A 22,968-nucleotide genomic window follows, 5' to 3' on the forward strand; every position below is an offset into this window, starting at 1 on the left:
CGCCGTGTCACCGACGAGATGGCGCATGTTCGCGGCGCGGTCGGGTCCGGCCGGGTCATCGCCGTGTCGGCCTCGCCGGTCCGGGCCGGGGCCGCCGTGGCGGTACGGTGACCCGCGTCCGCGCCACGGCCGGGCTCAGCGCCGCGTCACCGTGCCGTCCACGGCGAACAACTCCTCCTCCACATGGTCCAGGGCCAGCCGCAGCGCCCCCGTGGCGACGGCCGCCTCGCCGAGGACCGACAGCGCCACCCGGGGCGGACGCAGGCAGTAGCGGGCCAGTTCGCGGCGCAGCGGCTCCAGCACGCCGTCCAGACCGGATGCCCAGCCGCCGATCACCACCAGCTCCGGATCGAGCGCCAGCACCAGCGCGGCCACGTCGTGCACCAGCCGCTGGATGTACCGCTCCACGGCCGCCCGCGCCCGCAGATCACCGCCGCGCGCCAGCGCGAACACCTCGGCGACCGCCTGCTCGTCCAGCGGGTGCAACGGCTCGTCGGTGGTGGAGAGCAGCGCCTCCGGCGTCGCCTCCCGGCCCAGCAGATGCAGCGCGCCGATCTCACCGGCCGCCCCGCCGTACCCCCGGTGCAGCCGTCCGCCGATCAGCGAACCGGCCCCGGGGCTCAGCCCGGCCAGCACGAACACCACGTCGTCCGTCTCCGCCGCCGCACCCTTCCAGTGCTCCGCGAGCGCCGCCGCGTTGGCGTCGTTCTCCACCAGCACCGGACAGCGGAAGGACCGGCTCAGCCGCTCCCCGAGCCGCAGCCCCGTCCACCCGGGCAGCGCCGTGCCCAGCCGCACCGTGCCGTCCGCCTCCACGATGCCCGGCGTGCCCACGCCCACCGCGCGCAGCGAACCGCGCGCCACCCCGGCCCGGCGCAGCAGCTCGGCGACCGCGCCGCGCAGCCGGTCGAGCCGCTCGTCCGCCGGGGCCTCCTCGCCGACCTCCTTGGCCTGCGCGCCCAGCACCCGGCCGTCCAGGTCGGACAGGAGCGCGGCGACCCGGTGCGGCCCGATCTCCAGGCCCAGCAGATGACCCGCCTCGGCCCGGAACCGGAACCGCCGCGCGGGCCGCCCCTGCCGGCGCGTGCCGCCCTCGTCCGCCGCCGTCTCCACCACGAGACCGGCCTCGATCAGCCCCTCCACGACGCCCTCGACGGTCGGCCGGGACAGCCCGGTGACCCGGGTCACCTCGGTGAGCGTCGCGCAGTCCGTGGCGCGCAGCGCGTGCAGCACCACCGCGGAATTGATCCTTCGCAGCAGCGAGGGATCGCCGCCGGTCAGCTGCCCCACCGTCCGTCCTCCCAGCTCGCTGGCGTGTTGGCCGGATCGTACTCGGCGGGGCGCACCCCGGCGAGTGCCGGGTTGCGCGCGCGGCCCCGGCCCGCTCAGCCCGGCTCCACGAACCCCGACTCATAGGCCGCGATCACCGCCTGGGTGCGGTCGCGCGCGCCGAGCTTGGCCAAGATGGCGCTCACATGCGACTTCACCGTCTCGGCGCCCACCACCAGCCGCGCGGCGATCTCCGCGTTCGACAGCCCGCGTGCCATCAGCCGCAGCACCTCCGCCTCCCGCTCGGTCAGCCGGGCCCGCTCCAGCGCGGCCCGGGCCGGCCGGCCGCCGTCGCCGTACCGGGCGGCGAGCCGCCGTACGGAGGCCGGGAACAGCAGCGAGTCGCCGGCCGCCACCAGTCGCACCGCGTGCGCGATCTCGGCCGGGCGGGCCCGCTTCAGCAGAAAACCGTCCGCGCCCGCGCGCAGCGCCTCGTACACGAACTCGTCGTCCTCGAAGGTGGTCACCACGAGGATCTTCGGCGGATCGGGCACCGTGCGCAGCACCGCGCGCGTGGCCTCGATACCGTCCATCAGCGGCATCCGGACGTCCATCGCGACCACGTCCGGCCGCAGTTGGCGTACCAGCGGGATGACCGCCGCGCCGTCGGCCGCCTCGCCCGCCACCTCGATGTCGGGCTGCGCCTCCAGCACGGCCCGCAGACCCGCGCGGACCAGGGGTTCGTCGTCGACGAGCAGGACGGTGACCGGCATTCGGACAGCCTAGATCACCCGAGGGGCAGCTCCACCCGCACCCGCCAGTCGCCCTCCTCCGGACCGGTGACGGCGGTCCCGCCGAGCAGCCCGGCCCGCTCCCGTATGCCGCGCAGGCCGCTTCCCCGGCCCGGGCCGGGTATCGCCCCCGGCAGCGGATTGCGCACCTCCAGGACGAGCGCGCCGCCGGTGACCCGGACCCGGGCCCGCACCGGCACCGCGCCCGCGTGCCGCAGCACATTGGTGAGCGCCTCCTGGAGGATGCGGTAGCCCTCGCGGGACACCGGTCCCGGCACAGCCTCCACCGGACCCGTCACCTCCGCGTCGATCTTCGCCCCCGAGGCCCGCGCCGACTCCAGCAGCCGGCCGGCGTCGGCCAGCGTGGGCCGCGCGCTCACCGGGCGTTCGGCCTCCCGCAACACGCCCAGCACCCGTTCCAGATCCTCCAGCGCGGCCCGGCCGGTCTCCTCGATGGCGCCCAGCGCCCGGTCGGTGAACTCCGGGTCACCGGCCGCGCGCGCGGCACCGGCCTGCACCACCGCCAGCGTCAGGGCGTGCCCGATCGAGTCGTGCAACTCCCGTGCGATCCGGGTGCGTTCCAGCAGTTGCTCGGTTCGCTCCTCCAGCGCGGCCAGCCGCTCGGCCGCCGACGGCCCGAGCAACCGGCGCGCGGCGGCCGTGATCAGCTCGCCGAGCCCCACGGCCACGCCGTAGAAGACGAGCAGCGGCAGCGGTGCCAGCAGAGCCCAGGCGCGGTGCGGCGGCAGCCGGTCCAGCAGCAGGATTCCGGCCGGGGCGCCGCCCCACGCGCACTGCGCCAGTTCGAAGGTGAGGATGGGCAGCCACACCGAGGCGAACACGGCCGCGCCGCCGAGCAGCATGCGCAGCTCCAGCCACAGCACCGTGCGCAGCCGGTCCCGCCAGTTCGCCGCCGGTGCCTGGGAGATGCCCGGCTCCGGCTCGCCGGGCGTGAGCATCAGCAGTGCCTGAATCCCCTCGCCGCGCCGCATCGCGGGCACCAGACCGAGCGGGACGAGGAACAGCGCGGGCATCCACGGAGTCGTCGGGTCGATGAACAGCCAGACGCTGACCATCAGCATGGGCACCCACAGATGCAGCAGGCGCGTGTACGTCGTCGCGCGCAGCAGCGGGCGCAGAAGGCGGGACATGACCTCATCGTCGCAGCCGGCACCGGCGGCAGCCCTCCCCCGCGAGGGGGAGACGGTCCCCGCCGGCGGGGGATGTTCCGGTCGCCGCGCCGGGCCAGGCTGGTGCCATGACCAGCATCGACGTTCGCGACCTGACCAAGGAGTACGGCGGCCGGCGGGCCGTGGACGGCCTCACCTTCAGCGTCGGACCCGGCCGGGTCACCGGCTTCCTCGGGCCCAACGGCGCCGGCAAGTCCACCACCTTCCGCCTCCTCCTCGGCCTCGACCGGCCCACCGCCGGCACCGCCGCCATCGGCGGCCGGGCCTACGCCCGGCTCCGGGAACCCCTGCGCCGGGTGGGCGCCCTGCTCGACGCCGGGGCCGCGCACGGCGCGCGCACCGCCCGCGGCCATCTGCTGGCCCTCGCCGCGAGCAACCGCATACCGGCCCGCCGGGTCGACGAGGTCCTGGAGGAGACGGGCCTCGCCGCCGTGGCCGGGCGCCGGGTGCGGACGTACTCCCTCGGCATGCGCCAGCGGCTCGGCATCGCCGCCGCCCTCCTCGGCGACCCCGAGGTCGTCCTGCTCGACGAACCCGCCAACGGCCTCGACCCGGAGGGCATCGTGTGGATCCGCACCCTGCTGCGCCGGCTCGCGGCACAGGGCCGTACGGTTCTGGTCTCCAGCCATCTCATGGGCGAGACGGCCGCGTTCGCCGACCATCTGCTGATCCTCGGCCGGGGCCGCCTGCTCGCCGACACACCGGTCAAGGACTTCATCCACGCACGCGTACGGCCGCACGTGCGCGTCCGCACCAGCGACCCCGCCGCCCTCGCCGACCTGCTCGCCCGGCACGGCCACGACGCCTCCCGCGAGGAGGACGGGGCCTGGTCCGTTCGGCACGCGCGGGCGGACGACCTCGGCCGGCTGATGTCCGAGGCGGGCGTCCCCGTCCTGGAACTCGCCGCCCGGGAGGCCACCCTGGAGGAGGCCTACCTCGATCTGACCGCGGCCGAAGCCGAGTTCACCGCACCGCACCAGGAGGCCTGACCATGCCTTTCGTCCCCGTCCTCCACGCCGAGTGGATCAAGATCCGCACGCTGCGCTCCCAGTGGTGCGCGCTCGCCGCGATCCTCGTCGCCACCGCCGCGTTCTCGGCGCTCGCCGCGGCCGACGCCGACGACACGGACCCGCTGTTCTCGGTGTTCTTCGGCGTCGGCTTCGGGCAGATCGCCGCGATCGCCTTCGGTACGACGGCCGTCGCCGCGGAGTTCCGGGGCGGAGCGCTGCGGCTGACGCTGGCGGCGGTGCCCGACCGGGGCCGCTGGTTCGCCGCCAAGGTGACGGCGATCGCTCTGCCGGCGCTGGCCGTCGGCCTGCTCACCGGGTTCGCCACGCTCCTGGTGGGCCGGGCGGCCCTCGGCCCGTCCGCGCCCGGCTGGGCGGAGGGAGTGCGCGGCGTGGTCGGCTGCGGTGTCCACCTGACGCTGATGGCCCTGTTCGCCGCCGGACTCGCGGCCGTGCTGCGCAGTGGAGTCGCGACCCTCTCCGTGCTGATCCCGTTCCTGCTGATCGTGTCCTTCGTCATCGGAGACCTGTCCGGCTCGGTCGCCGACTTCCTCCCCGACCGGGCCGGCCAAGTGGCCCTGCACAGCACCTGGGACGGCGCACTCGGCCCGTGGAGCGGTCTCGCGGTGGCCGCGCTGTGGACGGCGGCGGCCCTGACGGCGGGCGCCTGGAGCGTGCGGCGCAGGGACGCCTGACGGAGGACCAGTTGTCAGTGGTGCCCGCTTTACTGGACCGCATGGACATCGCGGAGTGCCTGACCCTCATCGAGCTGCTGTGCGCCCGGGAGTTCCCGGCGGCGCCCGGCAGGACGGAGCACGGCGAGAGCGGTCCCGGCTATCACATAGCCGCCTTACAGACCAGCGAGGAGTTCTGGGAGGGCGACGGCAGCGAACGGGAGGAGACGGAGGCGCAGTACGAGGCCGACCGGGACGGCCTCGCCGAGCGGCTGGGCGAACGATGGGGCAGTCCCCGGCACTTCAGCCTGTACAGCGTGCTGGAGCGGACCATGGCGGGCGAGGAGATCCCCGAGCCCTGGGCCGGACTCGGCGGGCACGTCCCGGACGTCCTCCTGTGGCGGGCGCCGGAGACGGACCGCTGGGTCGCCCTTGGCGTCTCCCAGTGGGACAAGGAGTTGCCCTTCCAGTTGCTCGGCATAGTGACGGAGACGGACCCGCCGTGAGACGGGTCCGGGCCGCGACCGATTGGGAGCGCTCCCAATCGCTGGTACGGGGCTCCGGTCCCGCCGGAGCCCCGTCGGTTGTCAGCTGGTGGGGAAGGAGTCGGCCGTGCTGATGCGGCTCTTGATCAGCGCTCCGGACTCGGTCAGCACACCGCTGCTGCTGTAGTCGCTGCCGTTGCAGGTGCCGGGCTTGAGCGCCGCGCTGCTCTCGTCGGCGTCGGAGTAGGTCCAGTTCGCGTAGCTGATCTTCAACTGGTCGAGCAGGTCCAGCCAGGCCGTGGTGCTGGTCCGGTCCATCGCCCCGCCGCCGGTGGCGCTCACCGTGCCGAACTCGGTGACGAACAGCGGCAGCTTCGAGGCCGCCCGGCTCACCGTGGCGCGGTAGTTGTCCTTGTGGCTCGCGGCGTAGAAGTGGAACGTGTACATGATGTTGGTGGCGTTGACCGGGTTGTTGACGACCTCGGTCTCGCTGGAGCCGTCCGAGACGCCCAGCGAGGACCAGCCCCGGGTGCCGACGATGATCACGGCGTCCGGGTCGGCGGCCCGGATCACCGGGATGACCTGCTCGGCGTAGTTCTTGATGGCGGTCCAGCTCACGCCGTTGGGCTCGTTGGCGATCTCGTAGATCACGTTCTTCTTGGCGGCGTTGCGGGCGGCGACGGACGCGAAGAAGGTCTTGGCGCGGTCCAGGTTGTAGTTGGGGTCACCCGGCGTGAGGGTGTGGAAGTCGATCAGGGCGTACATGCCCCGGGCCTCGGCCATGTCGACGAGGCTGTTCACCCGGCTGGTGAAGCCCGCCGGGTCGGTCTCGTAACCGTTCTCCTGCACGTACATCGCGATGCGCAGCAGGTCCGACTTCCAGTCCTTCGCCAGCGCGTCCAGCGACGCGCTGGTGTAGCACTTGCTGAACCACTGGATGCCGTGCGTGCTCATGCCCCGCAGCTGGATGGGGCGGTTGTACTGGTTGCACAGGTTCACACCGCACACGTGCAGCTGCCCGTTGACGTCCACGGGAGTGCCGTTGCTGCCCGGGTCGGGGTTTGACGGCGTATCCCCGACGGAGCCGGTGCAGGCGACGCCGTTGAGCGTGAACGCCGAGGGCTTGGGGTTGGAGCCGGTGAAGGAGCCCGTGAATCCGAGGTCGGTGGACGCGCCGGTGGCCAGGGTGCGGTTCCAGTCGACGCCGGCGGCGCTGACCGTGGAACCGGACTGCGACCAGGTGGCGTTCCAGCCCTGGACGACCTTCTGCCCCGCGTCCGGCAGGGAGAACTTCAGCGTCCAGCCGGTGACGGGATCACCCAGGTTGGTGATCTTCACTCCTGCCTGGAAGCCGCCCTGCCACTGGCTGGTGACGGTGTAGTCGACCTTGCAGCCGGTGGCGGCTGCCGCCGGCTGGGGGCCGGCCAGTGCCGTGAGACCCAGCGCCGTGGCGCAGGTCGCCAGCAGGGCCACAATGCGTTTCAAAGCGTTCCTCCTCGTGTGAAGCGGGAACAGCACGATGGGAGCGCTCCCAAAACCCATCGGCCCGAGACCGTACACGGTGCGTGGGTGCGCGTACAGACATGCGACCGTGAACGATGAGGCGCCGCGTGTGACCGCTGCTCAGAGGCGGTCCGGCACAAAAGGCGCTACACGGCCCTGCCCGGCCTTCCGGGCATCGGACGGGTCAGCCGGTCGCGCCGGCCGCCTCGCGCAGCCGCCCGAACTCCTCCGCCATGGTGGCCGCGGTCCAGTGCGCGTTCAGCCCGCTGGGGTTGGGCAGGACCCAGATCCGGGTGCCGCCGATGGTCCGCTCCTGCGGGCCCACCTTCGCGGTGCGGTCGCCGAAGGCCGTGCGGTAGGCGGTCACGCCGACGACGGCCAGCCATCCGGGCCGCAGCCGCGTCACCTTCCCGGTCAGCAGCCGGCCGCCCTCGACGTACTCCTCGGTGGTCAGCTCGTCGGCCCGCGCGGTCGCCCGGGCCACGACGTTCGTGATGCCGAGCCCGTAGGACAGCAGCTCCCGCTGCTCGGCCGGCTTCAGCAGCCGGGGAGTGAAGCCGGACCGGTGCAGCACCGGCCAGAAGCGGTTGCCGGGCCGGGCGAAGTGGTGGCCGGTCGCGGCCGACATCAACCCGGGGTTGATGCCGCAGAACAGCACGCGCAGGCCGTCCGCGACCACGTCCGGGACGAGGCGGTCGCGGGCGGCCTCCAGCTCCGCCTGGGTGAAGCGCGGGGTGCGGGACGCGCGGGTCAGAGGATCGCTCCGGGGGTGTAACCGGCCGCCTCGGGATACTGCTCGACGACCTTCTCGATCCGGGCGACGACCGTGCCGACCTGGCCGGCGGCGGCGCCGGTGAAGGACAGCTTGTCGGCCATCAGCGCGGCCAGCTGCTCCCGGTCCAGCGGCAGACGCTCGTCGGCGGCGAGCTTGTCGAGCAGGTCGTTGCGCTCGGCACCCTGCTCGCGCATCGCCAGCGCGGTGGCGACCGCGTTCTCCTTGATCGCCTCGTGCGCGACCTCCCGGCCGACCCCGGAGCGCACCGCGCCCATCAGCACCTTGGTGGTCGCCAGGAACGGCAGGTAGCGGTCCAGCTCGCGGGCGATCACCGCGGGGAAGGCGCCGAACTCGTCGAGCACCGTCAGGAACGTCTCCAGCAGGCCGTCCAGGGCGAAGAAGGCGTCCGGCAGGGCCACCCGGCGCACCACCGAGCAGGACACGTCGCCCTCGTTCCACTGGTCGCCCGCCAGCTCGCCGGTCATCGAGGCGTAGCCGCGCAGGATCACCATCAGGCCGTTGACGCGCTCGCAGGAACGGGTGTTCATCTTGTGCGGCATCGCCGAGGAGCCGACCTGGCCCGGCTTGAAGCCCTCGGTGACCAGCTCGTTGCCGGCCATCAGCCGGATCGTCTTGGCCAGCGACGACGGGGCCGCGGCGAGCTGCACCAGCGCGGTGACGACCTCGTAGTCCAGCGAGCGCGGGTAGACCTGGCCGACGGAGGTGAAGGCCTGCGAGAAGCCCAGGTGCCGCGCGATGCGGTCCTCCAGCTCGGCGAGCTTGGCGTCGTCCCCGCCCAGCAGGTCCAGCATGTCCTGCGCGGTGCCGACCGGGCCCTTGATGCCGCGCAGCGGGTAGCGGGCGAGGAGTTCCTCGACGCGGCCGTGGGCGACGAGCAGCTCGTCGGCGGCGGTCGCGAACCGCTTGCCGAGGGTGGTGGCCTGCGCGGCCACGTTGTGCGAGCGGCCGGCCATGACCAGCTCGGCGTACTCGCCGGCCAGCCTGCCCAGGCGCGCCAGCACGGCCACCGTACGGTCGCGCATCAGCTCCAGCGACAGCCTGATCTGCAGCTGCTCGACGTTCTCCGTGAGGTCACGGGAGGTCATGCCCTTGTGCACGTGCTCGTGCCCGGCGAGGTCGTTGAACTCCTCGATCCGCGCCTTCACGTCGTGCCGGGTGACCTTCTCGCGCTCGGCGATCGAGGCCAGGTCGACGGTGTCGAGGACGCGTTCGTAGTCGGCGATCGCCTCGTCCGGCACCTCGATGCCGAGGTCCTTCTGGGCCCGCAGCACGGCGAGCCAGAGCCGGCGCTCCAGCCTCACCTTCTGCTCGGGCGACCAGAGCGTGGCGAGCTCGGCCGAGGCGTACCGTCCGGCGAGGACGTTCGGGATGCGGGGCTTGGCGGGCGCTGAAGTCACGTGTCCAGAGTCTACTGGCGATTAGTGCAGGCCAGCGCCACGCCCTCGTTGGGCGGAAGCTACGAGACGCACGCCACTTCCGACTAGGCCCGCGCTTCGTAGGGCAGCAGTTCCGGGCGCTTGGGCGGGCGGCCGTCGCCGGAGGAGCGGCCGGTGAGCCGGCGGCCTATCCACGGCAGCAGGTGCTGCCGGGCGAAGCGCGCGTCGGCGATCCGGCGGCTGACCCAGCCCGGCGGGGCGGTCACCGCCATCGGTACGTGCCACTCGGTGTCCTCCGGCTCGTACCCGAGCGTCTGCCACACCGCCTCCGCGACCCGGCGGTGTCCCTCGGCCGTCAGGTGCAGCCGGTCCACGTCCCACAGCCGTGGGTCCGCCAGCGCGGGCGCCCCGTACAGGTCGACCACCACCGCGCCGTGCTTGGCGGCCAGCTCGTCCACGCAGGCGAACAGCTGCTCCATGCGCGGCCGGAACCGCTCCAGCACCGGGCCCCGGCGGCCGGGACTGCGCATCAGCACCAGCTGCTTGCAGGAGGGCGCCAGCCGCTCCACGGCCTCGGTGAGCAGGTCCCGGACCCGGTCCATGTCGCACTTGGGGCGCAGGGTGTCGTTGAGCCCGCCGACGAGGGTGACGACGTCGGCGTTCATGGCCGCCGCCACCTCCACCTGCTCGTCGACGATCTGCCCGATCAGCTTCCCGCGGACGGCGAGGTTGGCGTACCGGAACCCGGGCGTACGGGCGGCCATCCGTGTGGCGAGGACGTCCGCCCAGCCTCGGTAGGAGCCGTCGGGCAGCAGGTCCGACATGCCCTCGGTGAAGGAGTCGCCGACCGCGACGAGGCTGGTGAACGGGGGAGAGGCGGGATTCGTCTGCATGGCGAGAGCGATGGTAACCCGGCGCCATACCCGCCGGTCGGTCGCCCTGGTACCGAGGAAGCGCGGCCCCTGGCCTCACCCCGGCGCGGGCTGGCCGAACAGCTCCCGCAGCACGTCCTCCATGGTCACCAGGCCCGCCAGCCGTCCGTCGTCGCCGAGTACGGCGGCGAGGTGGGTGCGGCTGCCGCGCATCGCGGTGAGCACGTCGTCCAGCGGGGTGCTCTCCCGGACCCGCGCGATGGAGCGCATGTCCCGCAGCCGGAACGGCATGTCCCGGGGCGAGGCGTCCAGCGCGTCCTTGACGTGCAGGTAGCCCACGATCCGGCGGCCGGTGTCGACCACCGGGAAGCGGGAGAAGCCCGACTCGGCGGACAGCCGCTCCAGCTGCTCGGGGGTGACGCCCACGCGCGCGTAGACCACCCGGCGCAGGGGCACGACCACGTCCCGCACCGGCCGGCTGCCCAGCTCCAGGGCGTCGTGCAGGCGCTCCTGCGCCCGGCCGTCGATCAGGCCCGCCTGGCTGGCGTCCTTGACGATCTCGGCGAGTTCGGTGTCAGTGAACGTCGCCGACACCTCGTCCTTGGCCTCCACCCGCAGCAGCTTCAGCAGCCCGTTGGCGAACGCGTTGATCGCGAAGATCACCGGGCGCAGCGCCCGGGACAGCGTGACCAGCGGCGGGCCGAGCAGCAGCGCGCTGCGCACCGGTTCCGCCAGCGCGATGTTCTTGGGGACCATCTCGCCGAGCAGCATGTGCAGATACGTGGCCAGCGCCAGCGCGATCACGAAGGAGACCGCGTGACCCGCGCCCACGGGCATGCCCACCGCGTGGAACACCGGCTCCAGCAGATGCGCGATCGCCGGCTCGGCGACCACGCCGAGCACCAGCGTGCACAGCGTGATGCCGAGCTGGGCGGCGGCCAGCAGCGCGGACACGTGCTCCAGACCCCACAGCACGCTGCGGGCGCGGCGGTCGCCTTCCTGGGCCAGCGGTTCGATCTGGGAGCGGCGCACGGAGATCAGGGCGAACTCGGCGCCCACGAAGAAGGCGTTGACGACCAGGGTCGACAGGCCGATCAGCAGCTGTACGGCGGTCATCGCGTGTCCTCCCGCGTCCCTCGGGCCGCGCCGGCCCCGTGGCCGCGCCCCGTCCGGTCCCGCCACCTGGTCCCGGCGCCCCGTCCGGCCCCGTCGGACGGGCCGGTCCGTTCGTCGTCCAGGGGCGCGTGCAGCAGCAGCCGGGCGGCCCGGCGGCCGGAGGCGTCCACGACGTCCAGGCGCCAGCCGGCCACCTCGACGCTGTCGCCGGTGGCGGGTATCCGGCCCAGCTCGGTGGCGACCAGGCCGGCCAGGGTCTCGTACGGTCCCTCGGGCGCGCGCAGTCCCACCCGCGCGAGCTGGTCGGTGCGGGCGGCGCCGTCCGCCGCGTACAGGGCGCGGCCCTGCTCGTCGGCGCCGGCCGGGGCGAGGTCGGGCGTCTCGTGCGGGTCGTGCTCGTCCCGCACCTCGCCGACGACCTCCTCCACGATGTCCTCCAGGGTGGCCACGCCGGCCGTGCCGCCGTACTCGTCGATGACGACGGCCATGGTGCGCCGGCCGCCGAGCCGGTCCAGCAGCCGGTCCACGGTCAGCGACTCGGGCACCAGCAGCGGTTCGCGCATGATCTGCGCGACCGTGCGGTGGCACCGCTGGTCGGCGGGGACGGCCAGCACGTCCTTGATGTGTGCGGTGCCGACGACGGAGTCCAGGCTGCCGCGGTAGACCGGGAACCGGGACAGTCCGGTGGCCCGGGTGGCGTTGGCGACGTCCTCGCAGGTGGCCTGCATGTCCAGGGCGACGACCTGGACGCGCGGGGTCATCACGTTCTCCGCGGTGAGGTCGGCCAGGTTCAGGGTGCGGACGAACAGCTCGGCGGTGTCGGGCTCCAGCGCGCCCTCCTTGGCGGAGTGCCGGGCGAGGGCGGCCAGCTCCTGCGGACCGCGCGCGGAGGCCAGCTCCTCGGCCGGTTCGACGCCGAGGCGGCGCACGAAGTGGTTGGCCGTGTTGTTCAGGTGGGTGATGAAGGGCCGGAAGGCCGCGCTGAACCAGCGCTGGGCGTTGCCCACCCGCTTGGCCATGGCCAGCGGCGAGGAGATCGCCCAGTTCTTCGGCACCAGCTCGCCGACGACCATCAGGAAGACCGTCGACAGGGCCGTGCCCAGGATCAGCGCGACCGAGGTCGCGGCCGACCGGGACAGTCCCAGCGCCGTGAAGGGGCCCGCGAGCAGCTTGGCGATCGAGGGCTCGGCGAGCATGCCGACCACCAGGTTGGTGACGGTGATGCCGAGCTGGGCGCCGGAGAGCTGGAACGTCAGGTTCCGTACGGCTTTCAGGGCGCCCGGGGCGCCGCGCTCGCCGCGGGCGGCGGCCCGCTCCAGCTCGCCGCGTTCCACCGTGGTCAGCGAGAACTCGGCCGCCACGAAGGCACCGCAGGCCAGCGACAGCAGGATCGCGAGCAGGAGGAGGAGCACTTCGGTCATCGGGTCACCCCCGTCCCAGGATCGGACAGGACAGAGGGGTGCGCGCGGTGTCGCGGACTGGGAGGCTCGCCCATGGGCGGACGCTCACAACCTTTCATAGAGGGCCGAGTGCTCCCTCAAGGGTAAAGGATGAGCAAAGAAGCCTTCCGGTCTCAGTCCGTGAGCGGCTTCACCCAGCGCCGCCAGTGCTCCTCGGGCCCGTAGCCGGCCGCGCGCCACGCGTGCCGCGCTCTCTCGTTGCGGACCAGCACCATCGCGTCCGCGCGCCGCCCGCCGAGCCGTACGAACCGCTCCTCGGCGGCGGCCAGCAGCGCCGAGCCGATGCCCTGCCGCCGCCGCTCCGGGTGCACCGCGAGCCGGTACAGATGGCACCGCCAGCCGTCGAAGCCGGCGATCACCGTGCCCACCAGCCCGCCGTCCCGCTCGGCCAGCAGGAGCGCCCCGGGATCCCGGGTCACCAGCCGCTCCACCCCGGCCCGGTCGTCGCTGATGCTCGTCCCCTCGGCAGCCGTCCTCCAGAAGGCGAGGACGGAGTCGAGGTCGGCGGGTACGGCGGCACGTATGCGCAGATCGGTCATGCCCTCATCATGATCGGGCACGGCCCGGCGGCCCACGGGGTTTCCGTCAGGCGGACTCCTCGCGCAGCCGTGCCATCACCGGCGCGAACGCCTCCATGAACGGCTCCAGCACGGTCAGGTAGGTGAACCCGTACCGCTCGCGCTGCGCCCGTACCTTCGCCACCACGTCCTCGAGCGGACCGGCCAGCACGATGGGCAGGGCCACCGCCTGCTCGGAAGTGAGCCCGCTCTGCCGCTCCAGCAGCGGCTTCAGCACCGGCTCGGGGTCGTCGGCGACGGCCACCAGCTGGATCAGCAGGTTCAGCTCGGCGGGCGTCGCCCGGTGCCGCGCCAGCGCGCGGTAGCGGGCCACCCGCTCGTCCAGCTCCTCGGCGGTCAGCGGGTCCAGCGTGCCGGGCGTCCTGCCCGGCCGGGCCCCGGTGAACGCCGCGATGTCCGCGTGCCCGGCGGTCAGCCGGAGCATCCGGTCGCCGTTGGCGCCGATCAGCACCGGCACCCGGGACTGCGCGGGCCGCGGCCGGTGGTCGTCCGAGCCGAGCAGTCGGTCCAGCTCCCCGATGGTCCGCTCCAGATGGTCCACCCGCTCGCGCGGCGAACCGTACGGCAGTCCGGCCGCCTCGTGCTCCGCCTGCGTGTAGCCGGTGCCGAGGCCCAGTTCGAGCCGGCCGCCGGTCAGCGCGTCCGTGGTCGCCACTTCCCGGGCCAGCAGCGCCGGGTTCCAGAAACCCGCGTTCAGTACGAACGTGCCGACCCGCGGCCGCTCGGTGGCCTGCGCCGCCGCGACGAGCGCGGGGAACGGCGCGGGCAGGCCGAGGTGGTCGGGGACGAGGATCACGTCGTATCCCAGCTCCTCCGCGCGCCGGCACTTGGCACGCCACTCGGCGGCGGGCGCCGCATCCAGCAGGTTGACTCCGAAGCGGAACGGACGCGACATGAACTCTCCTCGATTCACTGACGACTTGAGCTGCGTCGATTCCATCATGTCCGCCCCGGCGCGAGCATGTGCCGGTGATCACCGCGAGACCGGCGCACGGGTTCCGGGCCCGCGCCACCGTGCGCCCTTGCCGCCGCTAGCACCCCGGCGCTAGCGTCGAGACATGGCGAAGACCCAGCTGAACGTGCGGGTGGACGAGGGCACCGCCCGCGTGGCCCGCGAGCGCGCCCTGGCCCGCGGCATCAGCGTCAACCGCTATATAGAAGAGCTGGTCAGACAGGACGCCGGGGAGACGGGCCGGACGTTCGTGGAGGCCGCCGCCGACTTCATGAAGCAGTACGCGTCGGTGTTCGCCGAGGAGTCCGCCGAGGCGCACGGCACCGGACCGGGGGACGGCCGCCGCGGGTCCTCCGCCTCCGTCAGGCCCCTTCCCGAAGCCGGTCCGCCGCACCCGGCGCCCTGAAGCGGATGCCTTGAACGACCTCCGTATCGACCTCGCCTGGCTGCTCATGCTCGCCGAGCAGAAGACCCCGGGCGACCCGCAGGTCACCGACTGGGGAGCCCTGGTCGCCGCCGTGGCCCGGCACCGGGCCGAGATATTCGGCGTCCCCGTCTACACCGACCCGTACGCCCGCGCCGCCTCCCTGCTCCAGCTGCTCATCCACGTCCCCGCCCTGGAACGCGCCAACGCCCTGTTCGCCTCCGCCGTCGCCTACGCCTATCTGGTCGCCAGCGGCGAGAAGATCACCACCACTCCCGAGCAGGTCCGCGACCTCGCCCGGCTGGTGAAGGACGGTGCGGCGGGCGTCGACGACATCGCGCGCGAGCTGCGCCGCTGGAGCGGCTGAAACCAGCGGCCGTCCCGCTCCCGCCGTACGTCGCCGAGCGCCCGCCGGACATCCCGTGCGCCGCTCGGCACCTTCCGGATCGCCTCGGCGGCCGGTGCGGACGGCTCCTCGATCCGTTCCCGACGGTCACCCGCCCGGACGGGGACCGCGGACCGGCCGCCGAGGCGTCCGCGCCGGCCAAGGCCGCCCCAGAGTTCACTGCTCCGCCGGCCGCCCCGGCTACGCGGCCTCCCGGGCGCGGAACGCCTCCGCGTCCCAGGTCCCGTCCAGCCGGGGAGCCAGCCAGCCGGGCGCGGCGGTACGGAACTCGGCGGGCGGCAGCGCCCCCGCGCCGGCGGGCAGCGCGCCGAGCAGCGGGGCGCCGGCCACCTCCGGCAGATCGGCCACGTTGCAGCGGGCGGCCAGGTCCGGGTCGCCCGGCCAGCTGCCGATCACCACACCGGCCAACTCCAGCTGACGGCGCCGCAGTTCGCGCGCCGTCAGCTCCGTGGCGTTGAGCGTGCCGAGCCCGGCCCGCGCGACGAGCAGCACCGGCGCGTTCAGCAGCCGGGCCGCGTCGGCCAGCGTGCCGCCGTCCGCGTCGAACCGGACGAGCAGCCCGCCCGCCCCCTCGACCAGCACCAGATCGTGCTCGGTGGCCAGCTTGGCGGCCCGCTCGGCCACCTCGCGCGGACGCACCGGCGCCATCCCGGCCCGCCGGGCCGCCGTGTTCGGCGCCAACGGCTCCGGGAACCGGGCCGTTTCGTCCGCCGTGACCGGTCCCGCGAGCCACGCGACCTCGTCCGCGTCCCCGCGCTCGTCCGGCCGCACACCCGTCTGGGCGGCCTTGAGCACGGCCACCGACCGCCCGGCCGCGAGCGCCGAGGCGGCGACGGCGGCGGTGGTGACGGTCTTGCCGACCTCCGTGTCCGTGCCCGTGATCACCAGTACCCGCATGTCATCCCTCCCGCGCCGCGGCGCACACCGCGCGCGCGATCCGTGCCACGTCCTCGTCCGAGGCGACGTAGGGCGGCATCGTGTAGACCAGGTCGCGGAACGGGCGCAGCCACACGCCCGCCCGTACCGCCGCGTCCGTCGCGGCCCGCATGTCGACCGGGTGGTCGAGCTGGACGACCCCGATGGCACCGAGGACGCGGACGTCGCGCACCCCGGGAAGGTCCCGCGCCGGGGCCAGCCCCTCGCGCAGTCCCGCCTCGATCCGCTTGACCTCGCCGAGCCAGTCCTGGCCCAGCAGCAGTTCGACGGAGGCGCAGGCCACGGCCGCCGCCAGCGGGTTGCCCATGAACGTCGGGCCGTGCGCGAGCACCGGGACCTCGCCGCGCGAGATGCCGTCGGCCACCCGGCCGGAGCACAAGGTGGCCGCCAGCGTCAGATAACCACCGGTCAGCGCCTTGCCGACGCACATCACATCGGGGGCGACGGCCGCGTGGTCCGCCGCGAACAGCGCGCCGGTGCGGCCGAAACCGGTGGCGATCTCGTCGAACACGAGCAGCACGTCGTGCGCGTCGCACGCCTCCCGCAGCACCCGCAGATACCCGGGGGAGTGGAAGCGCATCCCGCCCGCGCCCTGCACCACCGGCTCCACGATCACCGCGGCCAGCTCGTCCGCGTGCCGGGCGATCAGCTCCCGCAGGTGCTCCGCGTACGACTCCTCGTACCCGGCGGGCGGCGGGTCCGCGAACACCTGGCGCGGCAGCACACCGGTCCACAGCTCGTGCATCCCGCCCTCGGGGTCGCACACCGACATCGGCTGCCAGGTGTCACCGTGGTAGCCGCCCCGCCAGGTCAGCAGCCGCCGCTTGGCCGGCCGGCCCAGCGAACGCCAGTACTGCAGGCACATCTTCACCGCGACCTCGACCGACACGGACCCCGAGTCGGCCAGGAAGACATGCTCCAGACCGTCCGGTGACAGGTCGACCAGAAGCTTCGCGAGCCGGACGGCGGGCTCGTGCGTGAGCCCGCCGAACATCACATGGCTCATCCGGCCCAGCTGTTCGCGCGCGGCCTCGTTCAGGACCGGGTGGTTGTAGCCGTGGATGGCCGACCACCACGACGACATGCCGTCGACCAGCTCGCCCGAACCGTCCGCCAGCCGCAGCCGGACCCCGCTCGCCGCCTCCACGACGAGCGGGTCCACCCGGCCGGGCATGGGGCCGTACGGATGCCACACATGCCGCCGGTCCAGCTCCAGCAGCTCCGCGACGCCCAGCTCAGGCATTGGGCGCGAGGTCCGTACCGGCACCCCTGCGGCGGACGGCGACGAGGTCGGTACGGGGATCGGCGGCGGCCGGCACGCCCGCCGTACCGCACACCCCGCCGCCCTCGTGCGAACCGCAGCCGGCCTCCGCGTGCGAGCCGCAGCCCGCCTCCGCGTGCGACCCGCACCCGTGCGCGGCCCCGGCCCGGTGCTCCGGCAGCGTCACCTCCCCGGCGCCCTCCACCTCGAACCCGGCGTCCGCGATCATGTCCAGGTCGGCCTTGCCGGCCTGGCCCTCGCTGGTCAGGTAGTCGCCGAGGAAGATGGAGTTGGCCAGGTGCAGCGCCAGCGGCTGCATGCTGCGCAGATGGACCTCGCGGCCGCCCGCGATACGGACCTCCACGTCCGGGCAGACGAACCGGACCATCGCCAGGATCCGCAGGCAGCGCTGCGGGGTGAGGTTCCACTCCTTGGCCAGCGGAGTGCCCTCGAACGGGATCAGGAAGTTCACCGGCACCGAGTCCGGGTCCAGCGCGCGCAGCGAGAACACCACGTCCACCAGGTCCTCGTCGCTCTCGCCCATGCCCGCGATGAGACCCGAGCAGGCGGACAGACCGGCCGCGTGCGCCTTGCGCACCGTGTCCACCCGGTCGGCGTAGGTGTGGGTGGTGGTGATGTCCCCGTACGTGGACTCCGAGGTGTTGAGGTTGTGGTTGTAGGCGTCCGCGCCCGCCGCCCGCAGCCGCTCGGCCTGGCCGTCGGAGAGCAGACCGAGGCAGGCGCATACCTCGACGTCCTCGTTCTGCTCCTTGATCGCCTTGATGGTCTCCGAGACCCGGTCCACGTCCCGGTCGGTCGGGCCGCGTCCGCTGGCCACCAGGCACACCCGCTTGGCGCCGCCCGCGAGGCCCGCGGCGGCGGCCTGGGAGGCCTCGTCGGGCTTGAGCCAGGTGTACTTCAGGATGTCGGCCTTGGAGCCCAGCCGCTGGGAGCAGTACGAGCAGTCCTCGGGGCACAGGCCCGACTTGAGGTTGACCAGATAGTTGAGTTTCACCCGTCGCCCGAACCAGTGCCGGCGTACCTTTCCGGCCGCGGCCACCACGTCGAGCAGGTCGTCATCGGAGGTGGCCAGCACGGCGAGCGCTTCCTCGCGCGTCGGCGGTTCGCGCCGAAGCCCCTTGTCCACCAGCGTGTTCAGCAGGTCCATGAGCCACGATCCTGTCCTACGGAACCGCTCCCGGCCAAGGAGACTTGGCACAACACAGACGGTTCATCGTGTGGGTATTGCCACATCCTGGGCGGCCGACCGTGCCGCTAGGGTCTGTTCGATACCTACAAAAGCACCGGAGGAGCCATGGCGTTCGGCTGGATCGACGAGCAGGCCGAGGCGCGCCGCCGCGCCGGGCTCGTGCGCACCCTGCGCCCGCGTCCCGCCGACTCGCCGCTGCTGGACCTGGCGAGCAACGACTACCTGGGCCTGTCCCGCCACCCCGAGGTCACCGAGGGGGCCGCCGAGGCCGCCCGGTGCTGGGGCGGCGGCTCCACCGGCTCCCGGCTGGTCACCGGGAGCACCGAGCTGCACGCCGAACTGGAGCGCGCGCTGGCCGCGTTCTGCGGGTTCGAGGCGGCTCTCGTGTTCTCCTCCGGGTACGCCGCGAACCTGGCCGCGGTGACCACGCTCGGCCCGCACGGCTCGCTGATCGTCTCCGACGCGGGCAACCACGCCTCCCTCATCGACGGCTGCCGGCTCGCCCGGGGCGAGACCCAGGTCGTCGGGCACGCCGATCCCGAGGCCGTGCGCAAGGCGCTGGGCACGCACGGCGGCGCCGCGATCGTCGTCTCCGACACGGTGTTCTCGGTCGACGGGGACCGGGCGCCGCTGGCCGCGCTGACCGCGGCCTGCCGGGAGTACGGCGCGGGACTGGTCGTGGACGACGCCCACGGCCTCGGCGTGCTGGGCGACGGCGGCCGGGGAGCGCCGTACGCGGCCGGTCTGGCGGGCGCCGACGACGTGGTGGTCACGGCCACCCTGTCGAAGTCGCTGGGCAGTCAGGGCGGTGTGGTGCTGGGTCCGGAGCGGGTGATCGGCCATCTGGTCAACGCGGCGCGGACGTTCATCTTCGACACGGGTCTGGCGCCGGCGGCGGCCGGTGCCGCGCTGGCGGCGCTGCGGCTGCTGGAGCGCGAGCCCGGACGGGCGGCGCGGGCCCGCGAGGTGGCCGCGGAACTGCACGCACGGCTGACCGCCGCGGGCCTGGAGGCGGTGCGTCCGGACGCCGCGGTGGTCTCCGTGCGCGCTCCGTCCCCGGAGCGGGCGGTGCGCTGGGCGGCCGACTGCCGCTCGGCGGGGCTGGCCGTGGGCTGTTTCCGTCCTCCCTCCGTGCCCGACGGCATCTCACGGTTGAGGCTGACCGCACGCGCGGACCTCTCCGAGGCCGAGGTCGAACGTGCTGTACGCGTCATCGGCGAAACACGACCGTGAGTCGGCGTGACACGGCCGTGTGCCGCACGAAAACGATGGAATATTGAACGAAATTGAGCGGGACGGTCAGAGCGGTCGAGGTGGTCAGAGCCCGGTCACGAATCCCGTCCAGCTTTCGGGGGAGAAGAGCAGGGCGGGTCCGGCCGGGTTCTTCGAGTCGCGCACGGCGAGCAGTCCGGCCGCGGGGCCGGAGCGCGGCCGTGCCGTCTCCACGCAGTTGTTCGCGCCCGTGCTGCGGCTGCTGCGCAGCCAGCGCACGTCGTGCAGGTCGGTACTGGCAGGGACGTTCCGAGGCAGAGCGGACATGGTGCCTCCTTACGCGCCGTCACCTATCCCGGCGATGTAGTCCAACGAGTCCTCGGGGGAAAGGGCGTGGAACTGAAGGGTGCTGAAGGCCTCGGAGTAGGCCATGAGGTCTTCTTTCCGTTCCAGGTAGAGGCTACTCGTCAGCTGGTCGAGAACAACCACGTCCAGATCAGAAGTGCTCGGAAATGAGAAGATAACGAAAGGCCCGGTGAGGCCGATATGCGCCCCCGCGGTGAAGGGCAGCACCTGGAGCCGTACCTGCGGCAGGCGGGCGGCCTCCATCAGCCGCCGGCGCTGCCGGGCCATCACTCCCGGGCCGCCCACCTCGCGGCGCAGCACCGCCTCGTCCAGTACGGCGCTCAGCGCCAGCGGCGGGTCCGACCGCAGCACGTCCTGCCGGGCCAGACGCACCTCCACCAGCGTGTCCAGGCGGTCCTCGTCCAGGTCCTTCACGGCGGCCCGGGTCACCGCGCGGGCGTACTCGGCGGTCTGGAGCAGACCGGGCACCACCGTGGTCTCCAGGGTGCGCATCGCGCTCGCCTGTGACTCCAGGCTGATGAAATCGCGGTAGGTGGGCGGCAGTACGCCCCGGTAGGCGTGCCACCAGCGGTGCCGGCCGCTCGTCTCCTCCGACCCCGCCAGTATCAGCAGCAACTCCCGTAGATGCCTGTCCCGCACTCCGTAGGCATCCAGCAGCAACCGCAGATCGGCCGGTTTCACGCCGCTGGCGCCCGTCTCGATACGGCTCACCTTCGACTGGTGCCAGCCGACCAGCCGGGCCGCCTCACCACTGGTGAGCCCGGCGTCGCTGCGCAGCGTGCGCAGTTCGGCGCCGAGCTTGCGACGGCGTACCGCGGGACCGTTCTGCATGGCTCCTCCTTACTCCGTCCGGACCGTCCCGATACGGTCTCGCGTCGCAGAGTTCACCGCTTCGAGCGACAGATATATGCATATCTTGGTGGATCGCCCCCCGTGACCGTCCCGGTGATGGCAGTCTGACGGACAAGCACCAGTCCGGGACCGTACTCGAACCCACCGCTGTACGGAGGACCACGGTCCCGTTGGGAAAGGGACGACCTCGCCATGGCAGACCATCTGGAAGCCTCCGTCACTCTGCCGAGCGATCCCGCCTCGGTGTCGGCCGCCCGCTCCTACGTCGTGGGCACGCTCGCGGAGTGGGGCCTGCCGTCGGACACCGAGACGGCCGACACCGTGCGGCTCATCGTCTCCGAACTCGCCACGAACGCCGTCCAGCACACGTTCGGCCAGTCACCCACCTTCACGGTCGACATCGCGCTGCGCCAGGACGAACAACTGCGCATCGGAGTCACGGACAGCCATCCCCGGTTCCCGAAGAGACTGCCCGCGGCGGTCCAGCAGGACAACGGGCGCGGCATGGTGATCATCCGCTGGCTCACCGCGGAGTGCGGCGGCCGGCTCCGCGTCCGCCCGACCCGCGAGGGCGGCAAGACGGTCTCCATCGAACTGCCCTGGACCCTCCCGGCGGCACCGGTCCCGGTCGGCCGGCCACCGGAAGCCCCGGCACGCTGACCCGGCCCGGCGGAAGTACGGCAAGGATCTTCGCGAGCGGATACGTTTCGCCTGCGCGCACCGAGGACTCGGCGCCACGTCCCCCCATCCGTGAGCCCCGCGCCGGGGCAGGCACGCGGGGGCGGGAGGCGAGCCCAGCGGACCCGCTGCTGCCCACGCGGACGGTCCGGAGCCGCGGTCAGCCGTGGGAAGGGCCGGGCCGTACGTCCCGCTGGAGGACGGCTCCGTTGCTGTCTCTGTATCGGCGGGCAGCGGACCCACCGGGGCGGTGCTCGGCGGCGGCAGAAGCGGGCGCGCTCCACGAGCGCGCTGGTGCTGTCCTGGCGTCCTTGTGCCGGCGGGTGGTGGGCGCGTTCCGGGGTGCGGCGGTTGAAGCCGGGGTGTTCCGGTGGCGTGGGTTGCCGGTGGCAGAGGTGTGTTCCGGTGGCGCTCGGCGGTGGTGGTGGTCGGGTGCGTACCGAGGCTGTCCCGGCGTCTCTGTGCCGGCGGGCGGCGGACCCGTCCGGGTGGTGCTCGGCGGCGGCAGAAGCGGGAGCGCCGCCGGTGCCGACGGCAACCGGTGCGTTCCGGTGTTGCCGAGGCGTGCGATGCCGGCAAAGCGTCCCGGTCGTCCGGGACGTGCCGGGTGGCGGTGGAGACGCCGCTCGGTCGGCGTGTGGCGGGTCCCGTCGGTCCGCCGGGGCAACTCGGCCGGCCCCGAGCCTTCCCCCGCCCGTACGCGGCGGGGGAAGGCTCGTCGGGTACTACGGGGCCCGATCCGAGCCGTCAGGCCGCCCGTACGCTCCGGGAGGCGGCAGGCCGGCCCGGTGCCCGCCCGCACGCCCCCGAGGCGGCCGCGTCGCACCCCGGGCCGCCCGAGTGCTCAAGGCGGGCTCCGGGGAGCGCCGGTGGCGCTGGAGCGGCCCTGCCGGAGCCGCTCGGGGCCGTGGGCGGGTCAGCTGACCCGGCCGTACCAGACGCTCCTGGTCCAGATCTTCTGGAGCTTCACCACGTCCCCGGTCTTGGGGGCGTGCCAGATCTTGTTGTGGCCGGCGTAGATGCCGACGTGGTAGACGCTGGAACCCGAGTGGAAGAAGACCAGGTCGCCGACCTTGCGGTGGCGGGCGGAGACGTGGTGCGTCTTGTTGTACTGCTGGGCGGCGGTACGCGGCAGCTTCTTGCCGGCCTTCTTGAACGAGTAGAGCGTCAGACCCGAGCAGTCGAATCTGTGCGGCCCGGTGGCGCCCCACCGGTACGGAGAGCCCTTCTTCGAGGCCGCGACCTTGAGTGCTTTCGTCGCGATGGTCGCGGCGGAGGCGTCGGTGGCGAGACCGGGCACCGCGATCGAGCCGCCCACGGCGGCGAGAGTGAGTGCCGAGGCCGTGCCGGCCCGGGCCATCAGCGACGGGACTCGATTGAGCGCAGTCATGCGCAACCCTTCGTCAGCCGCCTGTGAAGGATGACCTGTCGGATTCGGGCTGGCGAAGTAGCCCGGCCGCGTTGCCACGGCTTCACCCCAAGGGCTGCTCGGAACCTCCGCCCCGCGCCCGACTCTGTGTCGGACTGCTGGACATCCGTTCCGGCGACCCGCCT

24 protein-coding genes and 1 riboswitch are annotated in these 22,968 nt (G+C 73.2%); of the genes, 7 read left to right on the forward strand and 17 right to left on the reverse strand.

Translation table 11 applies throughout. The features are described 5' to 3' along the window. Positions 1 to 135 precede the first annotated feature (135 nt). The 3 genes from SCK26_RS31475 to SCK26_RS31485 all read right to left on the reverse strand — a co-directional run bounded on the left by SCK26_RS31475 (position 136) and on the right by SCK26_RS31485 (position 3,211). Entirely contained in the window at positions 136 to 1,290 is a 1,155-nt protein-coding gene (locus SCK26_RS31475; protein WP_318204724.1) for an ROK family transcriptional regulator, read from the reverse strand. A gap of 95 nt (positions 1,291 to 1,385) precedes the next feature. Then, on the reverse strand, positions 1,386 to 2,042 hold the full coding sequence (locus SCK26_RS31480) for a response regulator transcription factor (protein ID WP_318204725.1): 657 nt from the start codon (positions 2,040 to 2,042) through the stop codon (positions 1,386 to 1,388). 14 nt (positions 2,043 to 2,056) lie between these two features. After that, positions 2,057 to 3,211, reverse strand: a complete 1,155-nt coding sequence (locus SCK26_RS31485) for a sensor histidine kinase (protein ID WP_318204726.1) — start codon at positions 3,209 to 3,211, stop codon at positions 2,057 to 2,059. Positions 3,212 to 3,318: 107 nt separating this feature from the next. Here SCK26_RS31485 and SCK26_RS31490 point away from each other — a divergent pair, with 107 nt between their 5' ends. From SCK26_RS31490 to SCK26_RS31500, 3 genes are read left to right on the forward strand one after another with little or no spacing between them, the layout of a single operon-like run. Beyond that, a complete protein-coding gene (locus SCK26_RS31490; protein WP_318204727.1) occupies positions 3,319 to 4,239 on the forward strand; it encodes an ATP-binding cassette domain-containing protein in 921 nt (306 codons plus the stop codon). 2 nt (positions 4,240 to 4,241) lie between these two features. Then, complete coding sequence (locus SCK26_RS31495; RefSeq protein ID WP_318204728.1) at positions 4,242 to 4,952, forward strand: ABC transporter permease; 711 nt, start codon at positions 4,242 to 4,244, stop codon at positions 4,950 to 4,952. 41 nt (positions 4,953 to 4,993) lie between these two features. After that, entirely contained in the window at positions 4,994 to 5,437 is a 444-nt protein-coding gene (locus SCK26_RS31500; RefSeq protein ID WP_318204729.1) for a hypothetical protein, read from the forward strand. Positions 5,438 to 5,518: 81 nt separating this feature from the next. Here the strand turns inward: SCK26_RS31500 and SCK26_RS31505 are convergent, their stop codons facing one another. The 8 genes from SCK26_RS31505 to SCK26_RS31540 form a co-directional block, all read right to left on the reverse strand. Continuing rightward, complete coding sequence (locus SCK26_RS31505) at positions 5,519 to 6,901, reverse strand: cellulase family glycosylhydrolase (protein ID WP_318204730.1); 1,383 nt, start codon at positions 6,899 to 6,901, stop codon at positions 5,519 to 5,521. A 202-nt stretch (positions 6,902 to 7,103) separates the two neighbouring features. Next, positions 7,104 to 7,598, reverse strand: a complete 495-nt coding sequence (mug, locus tag SCK26_RS31510) for a G/U mismatch-specific DNA glycosylase (protein WP_397952410.1) — start codon at positions 7,596 to 7,598, stop codon at positions 7,104 to 7,106. A gap of 71 nt (positions 7,599 to 7,669) precedes the next feature. Continuing rightward, positions 7,670 to 9,112 carry an adenylosuccinate lyase gene (gene purB / locus SCK26_RS31515; protein ID WP_318204731.1) on the reverse strand — a complete coding sequence of 481 codons (1,443 nt, stop codon included), beginning with the start codon at positions 9,110 to 9,112 and terminating at the stop codon, positions 7,670 to 7,672. 83 nt (positions 9,113 to 9,195) lie between these two features. Further along, on the reverse strand, positions 9,196 to 9,984 hold the full coding sequence (locus SCK26_RS31520; RefSeq protein ID WP_318204732.1) for an SGNH/GDSL hydrolase family protein: 789 nt from the start codon (positions 9,982 to 9,984) through the stop codon (positions 9,196 to 9,198). A 75-nt stretch (positions 9,985 to 10,059) separates the two neighbouring features. After that, complete coding sequence (locus tag SCK26_RS31525; RefSeq protein WP_318204733.1) at positions 10,060 to 11,079, reverse strand: hemolysin family protein; 1,020 nt, start codon at positions 11,077 to 11,079, stop codon at positions 10,060 to 10,062. Then, positions 11,076 to 12,500, reverse strand: a complete 1,425-nt coding sequence (locus SCK26_RS31530; protein WP_318204734.1) for a hemolysin family protein — start codon at positions 12,498 to 12,500, stop codon at positions 11,076 to 11,078. The genes SCK26_RS31525 and SCK26_RS31530 overlap by 4 nt, the downstream gene beginning before the upstream one ends. 152 nt (positions 12,501 to 12,652) lie before the next feature. Next, positions 12,653 to 13,078 (reverse strand): GNAT family N-acetyltransferase, encoded by a 426-nt coding sequence (locus SCK26_RS31535; RefSeq protein WP_318204735.1) that lies wholly within the window; start codon positions 13,076 to 13,078, stop codon positions 12,653 to 12,655. Positions 13,079 to 13,124: 46 nt separating this feature from the next. Beyond that, the gene (locus SCK26_RS31540; protein WP_318204736.1) at positions 13,125 to 14,012 is read right to left on the reverse strand and encodes an LLM class F420-dependent oxidoreductase; all 888 of its coding nucleotides are present in this window, start codon (positions 14,010 to 14,012) and stop codon (positions 13,125 to 13,127) included. Between the two features lie 163 nt (positions 14,013 to 14,175). Between SCK26_RS31540 and SCK26_RS31545 the strand changes: the two genes are divergently transcribed. After that, positions 14,176 to 14,475 (forward strand): toxin-antitoxin system HicB family antitoxin, encoded by a 300-nt coding sequence (locus SCK26_RS31545; RefSeq protein WP_318204737.1) that lies wholly within the window; start codon positions 14,176 to 14,178, stop codon positions 14,473 to 14,475. Positions 14,476 to 14,485: 10 nt separating this feature from the next. Next, complete coding sequence (locus SCK26_RS31550) at positions 14,486 to 14,860, forward strand: fic family toxin-antitoxin system, toxin component (protein WP_318204738.1); 375 nt, start codon at positions 14,486 to 14,488, stop codon at positions 14,858 to 14,860. Positions 14,861 to 15,079: 219 nt separating this feature from the next. Here SCK26_RS31550 and bioD read toward each other — a convergent pair whose 3' ends face one another. The 3 genes from bioD to bioB are packed head-to-tail and all read right to left on the reverse strand — an operon-like array spanning position 15,080 to position 18,264. Continuing rightward, positions 15,080 to 15,796: a dethiobiotin synthase gene (gene bioD, locus SCK26_RS31555; protein WP_318204739.1), complete on the reverse strand. Its 717-nt coding sequence runs from the start codon at positions 15,794 to 15,796 to the stop codon at positions 15,080 to 15,082. Position 15,797: 1 nt separating this feature from the next. Continuing rightward, the gene (locus SCK26_RS31560) at positions 15,798 to 17,078 is read right to left on the reverse strand and encodes an adenosylmethionine--8-amino-7-oxononanoate transaminase (protein WP_318204740.1); all 1,281 of its coding nucleotides are present in this window, start codon (positions 17,076 to 17,078) and stop codon (positions 15,798 to 15,800) included. After that, a complete protein-coding gene (gene bioB, locus SCK26_RS31565; RefSeq protein WP_318204741.1) occupies positions 17,071 to 18,264 on the reverse strand; it encodes a biotin synthase BioB in 1,194 nt (397 codons plus the stop codon). Before bioB ends, SCK26_RS31560 begins: the two co-directional genes overlap by 8 nt. Before the next feature lie 147 nt (positions 18,265 to 18,411). On the opposite strand from bioB, the gene SCK26_RS31570 reads away from it, so the two are divergent. Next, positions 18,412 to 19,539, forward strand: a complete 1,128-nt coding sequence (locus SCK26_RS31570; RefSeq protein WP_318204742.1) for an 8-amino-7-oxononanoate synthase — start codon at positions 18,412 to 18,414, stop codon at positions 19,537 to 19,539. A gap of 84 nt (positions 19,540 to 19,623) precedes the next feature. On the opposite strand, the gene SCK26_RS31575 is transcribed toward SCK26_RS31570, so the two are convergent. Continuing rightward, the gene (locus SCK26_RS31575; RefSeq protein ID WP_318204743.1) at positions 19,624 to 19,845 is read right to left on the reverse strand and encodes a DUF397 domain-containing protein; all 222 of its coding nucleotides are present in this window, start codon (positions 19,843 to 19,845) and stop codon (positions 19,624 to 19,626) included. Positions 19,846 to 19,854: 9 nt separating this feature from the next. Next, complete coding sequence (locus SCK26_RS31580; protein WP_318204744.1) at positions 19,855 to 20,715, reverse strand: helix-turn-helix transcriptional regulator; 861 nt, start codon at positions 20,713 to 20,715, stop codon at positions 19,855 to 19,857. 213 nt (positions 20,716 to 20,928) lie between these two features. Here SCK26_RS31580 and SCK26_RS31585 point away from each other — a divergent pair, with 213 nt between their 5' ends. Continuing rightward, positions 20,929 to 21,396 (forward strand): ATP-binding protein, encoded by a 468-nt coding sequence (locus SCK26_RS31585; RefSeq protein ID WP_318204745.1) that lies wholly within the window; start codon positions 20,929 to 20,931, stop codon positions 21,394 to 21,396. A gap of 934 nt (positions 21,397 to 22,330) precedes the next feature. Here the strand turns inward: SCK26_RS31585 and SCK26_RS31590 are convergent. Next, positions 22,331 to 22,804, reverse strand: coding sequence for a C40 family peptidase (locus SCK26_RS31590; protein WP_318204746.1), 474 nt, complete (start codon positions 22,802 to 22,804; stop codon positions 22,331 to 22,333). Between the two features lie 2 nt (positions 22,805 to 22,806). Then, a riboswitch (cyclic di-AMP (ydaO/yuaA leader) is annotated at positions 22,807 to 22,938 on the reverse strand. Positions 22,939 to 22,968 lie beyond the last annotated feature (30 nt).

Origin of the sequence: Streptomyces sp. SCL15-4, assembly GCF_033366695.1 — a bacterium.
GTDB lineage: Bacteria > Actinomycetota > Actinomycetes > Streptomycetales > Streptomycetaceae > Streptomyces.

Excerpts from the sequence above, each read along its gene's own strand:
- SCK26_RS31530 (WP_318204734.1), bottom strand. The coding sequence starts at position 12,500 with ATGACCGAAGTGCTCCTCCTCCTGCTCGCGATCCTGCTGTCGCTGGCC.
- SCK26_RS31570 (WP_318204742.1), top strand. The coding sequence starts at position 18,412 with ATGGCGTTCGGCTGGATCGACGAGCAGGCCGAGGCGCGCCGCCGCGCC.
- bioD (WP_318204739.1), bottom strand. The coding sequence starts at position 15,796 with ATGCGGGTACTGGTGATCACGGGCACGGACACGGAGGTCGGCAAGACC.
- SCK26_RS31540 (WP_318204736.1), bottom strand. The coding sequence starts at position 14,012 with ATGTCGCGTCCGTTCCGCTTCGGAGTCAACCTGCTGGATGCGGCGCCC.
- SCK26_RS31490 (WP_318204727.1), top strand. The coding sequence starts at position 3,319 with ATGACCAGCATCGACGTTCGCGACCTGACCAAGGAGTACGGCGGCCGG.
- SCK26_RS31520 (WP_318204732.1), bottom strand. The coding sequence starts at position 9,984 with ATGCAGACGAATCCCGCCTCTCCCCCGTTCACCAGCCTCGTCGCGGTC.
- SCK26_RS31580 (WP_318204744.1), bottom strand. The coding sequence starts at position 20,715 with ATGCAGAACGGTCCCGCGGTACGCCGTCGCAAGCTCGGCGCCGAACTG.
- SCK26_RS31495 (WP_318204728.1), top strand. The coding sequence starts at position 4,242 with ATGCCTTTCGTCCCCGTCCTCCACGCCGAGTGGATCAAGATCCGCACG.
- SCK26_RS31525 (WP_318204733.1), bottom strand. The coding sequence starts at position 11,079 with ATGACCGCCGTACAGCTGCTGATCGGCCTGTCGACCCTGGTCGTCAAC.
- SCK26_RS31575 (WP_318204743.1), bottom strand. The coding sequence starts at position 19,845 with ATGTCCGCTCTGCCTCGGAACGTCCCTGCCAGTACCGACCTGCACGAC.
- SCK26_RS31590 (WP_318204746.1), bottom strand. The coding sequence starts at position 22,804 with ATGACTGCGCTCAATCGAGTCCCGTCGCTGATGGCCCGGGCCGGCACG.
- SCK26_RS31480 (WP_318204725.1), bottom strand. The coding sequence starts at position 2,042 with ATGCCGGTCACCGTCCTGCTCGTCGACGACGAACCCCTGGTCCGCGCG.
- SCK26_RS31545 (WP_318204737.1), top strand. The coding sequence starts at position 14,176 with ATGGCGAAGACCCAGCTGAACGTGCGGGTGGACGAGGGCACCGCCCGC.
- SCK26_RS31585 (WP_318204745.1), top strand. The coding sequence starts at position 20,929 with ATGGCAGACCATCTGGAAGCCTCCGTCACTCTGCCGAGCGATCCCGCC.
- SCK26_RS31485 (WP_318204726.1), bottom strand. The coding sequence starts at position 3,211 with ATGTCCCGCCTTCTGCGCCCGCTGCTGCGCGCGACGACGTACACGCGC.
- SCK26_RS31560 (WP_318204740.1), bottom strand. The coding sequence starts at position 17,078 with ATGCCTGAGCTGGGCGTCGCGGAGCTGCTGGAGCTGGACCGGCGGCAT.
- SCK26_RS31535 (WP_318204735.1), bottom strand. The coding sequence starts at position 13,078 with ATGACCGATCTGCGCATACGTGCCGCCGTACCCGCCGACCTCGACTCC.
- SCK26_RS31500 (WP_318204729.1), top strand. The coding sequence starts at position 4,994 with ATGGACATCGCGGAGTGCCTGACCCTCATCGAGCTGCTGTGCGCCCGG.
- bioB (WP_318204741.1), bottom strand. The coding sequence starts at position 18,264 with ATGGACCTGCTGAACACGCTGGTGGACAAGGGGCTTCGGCGCGAACCG.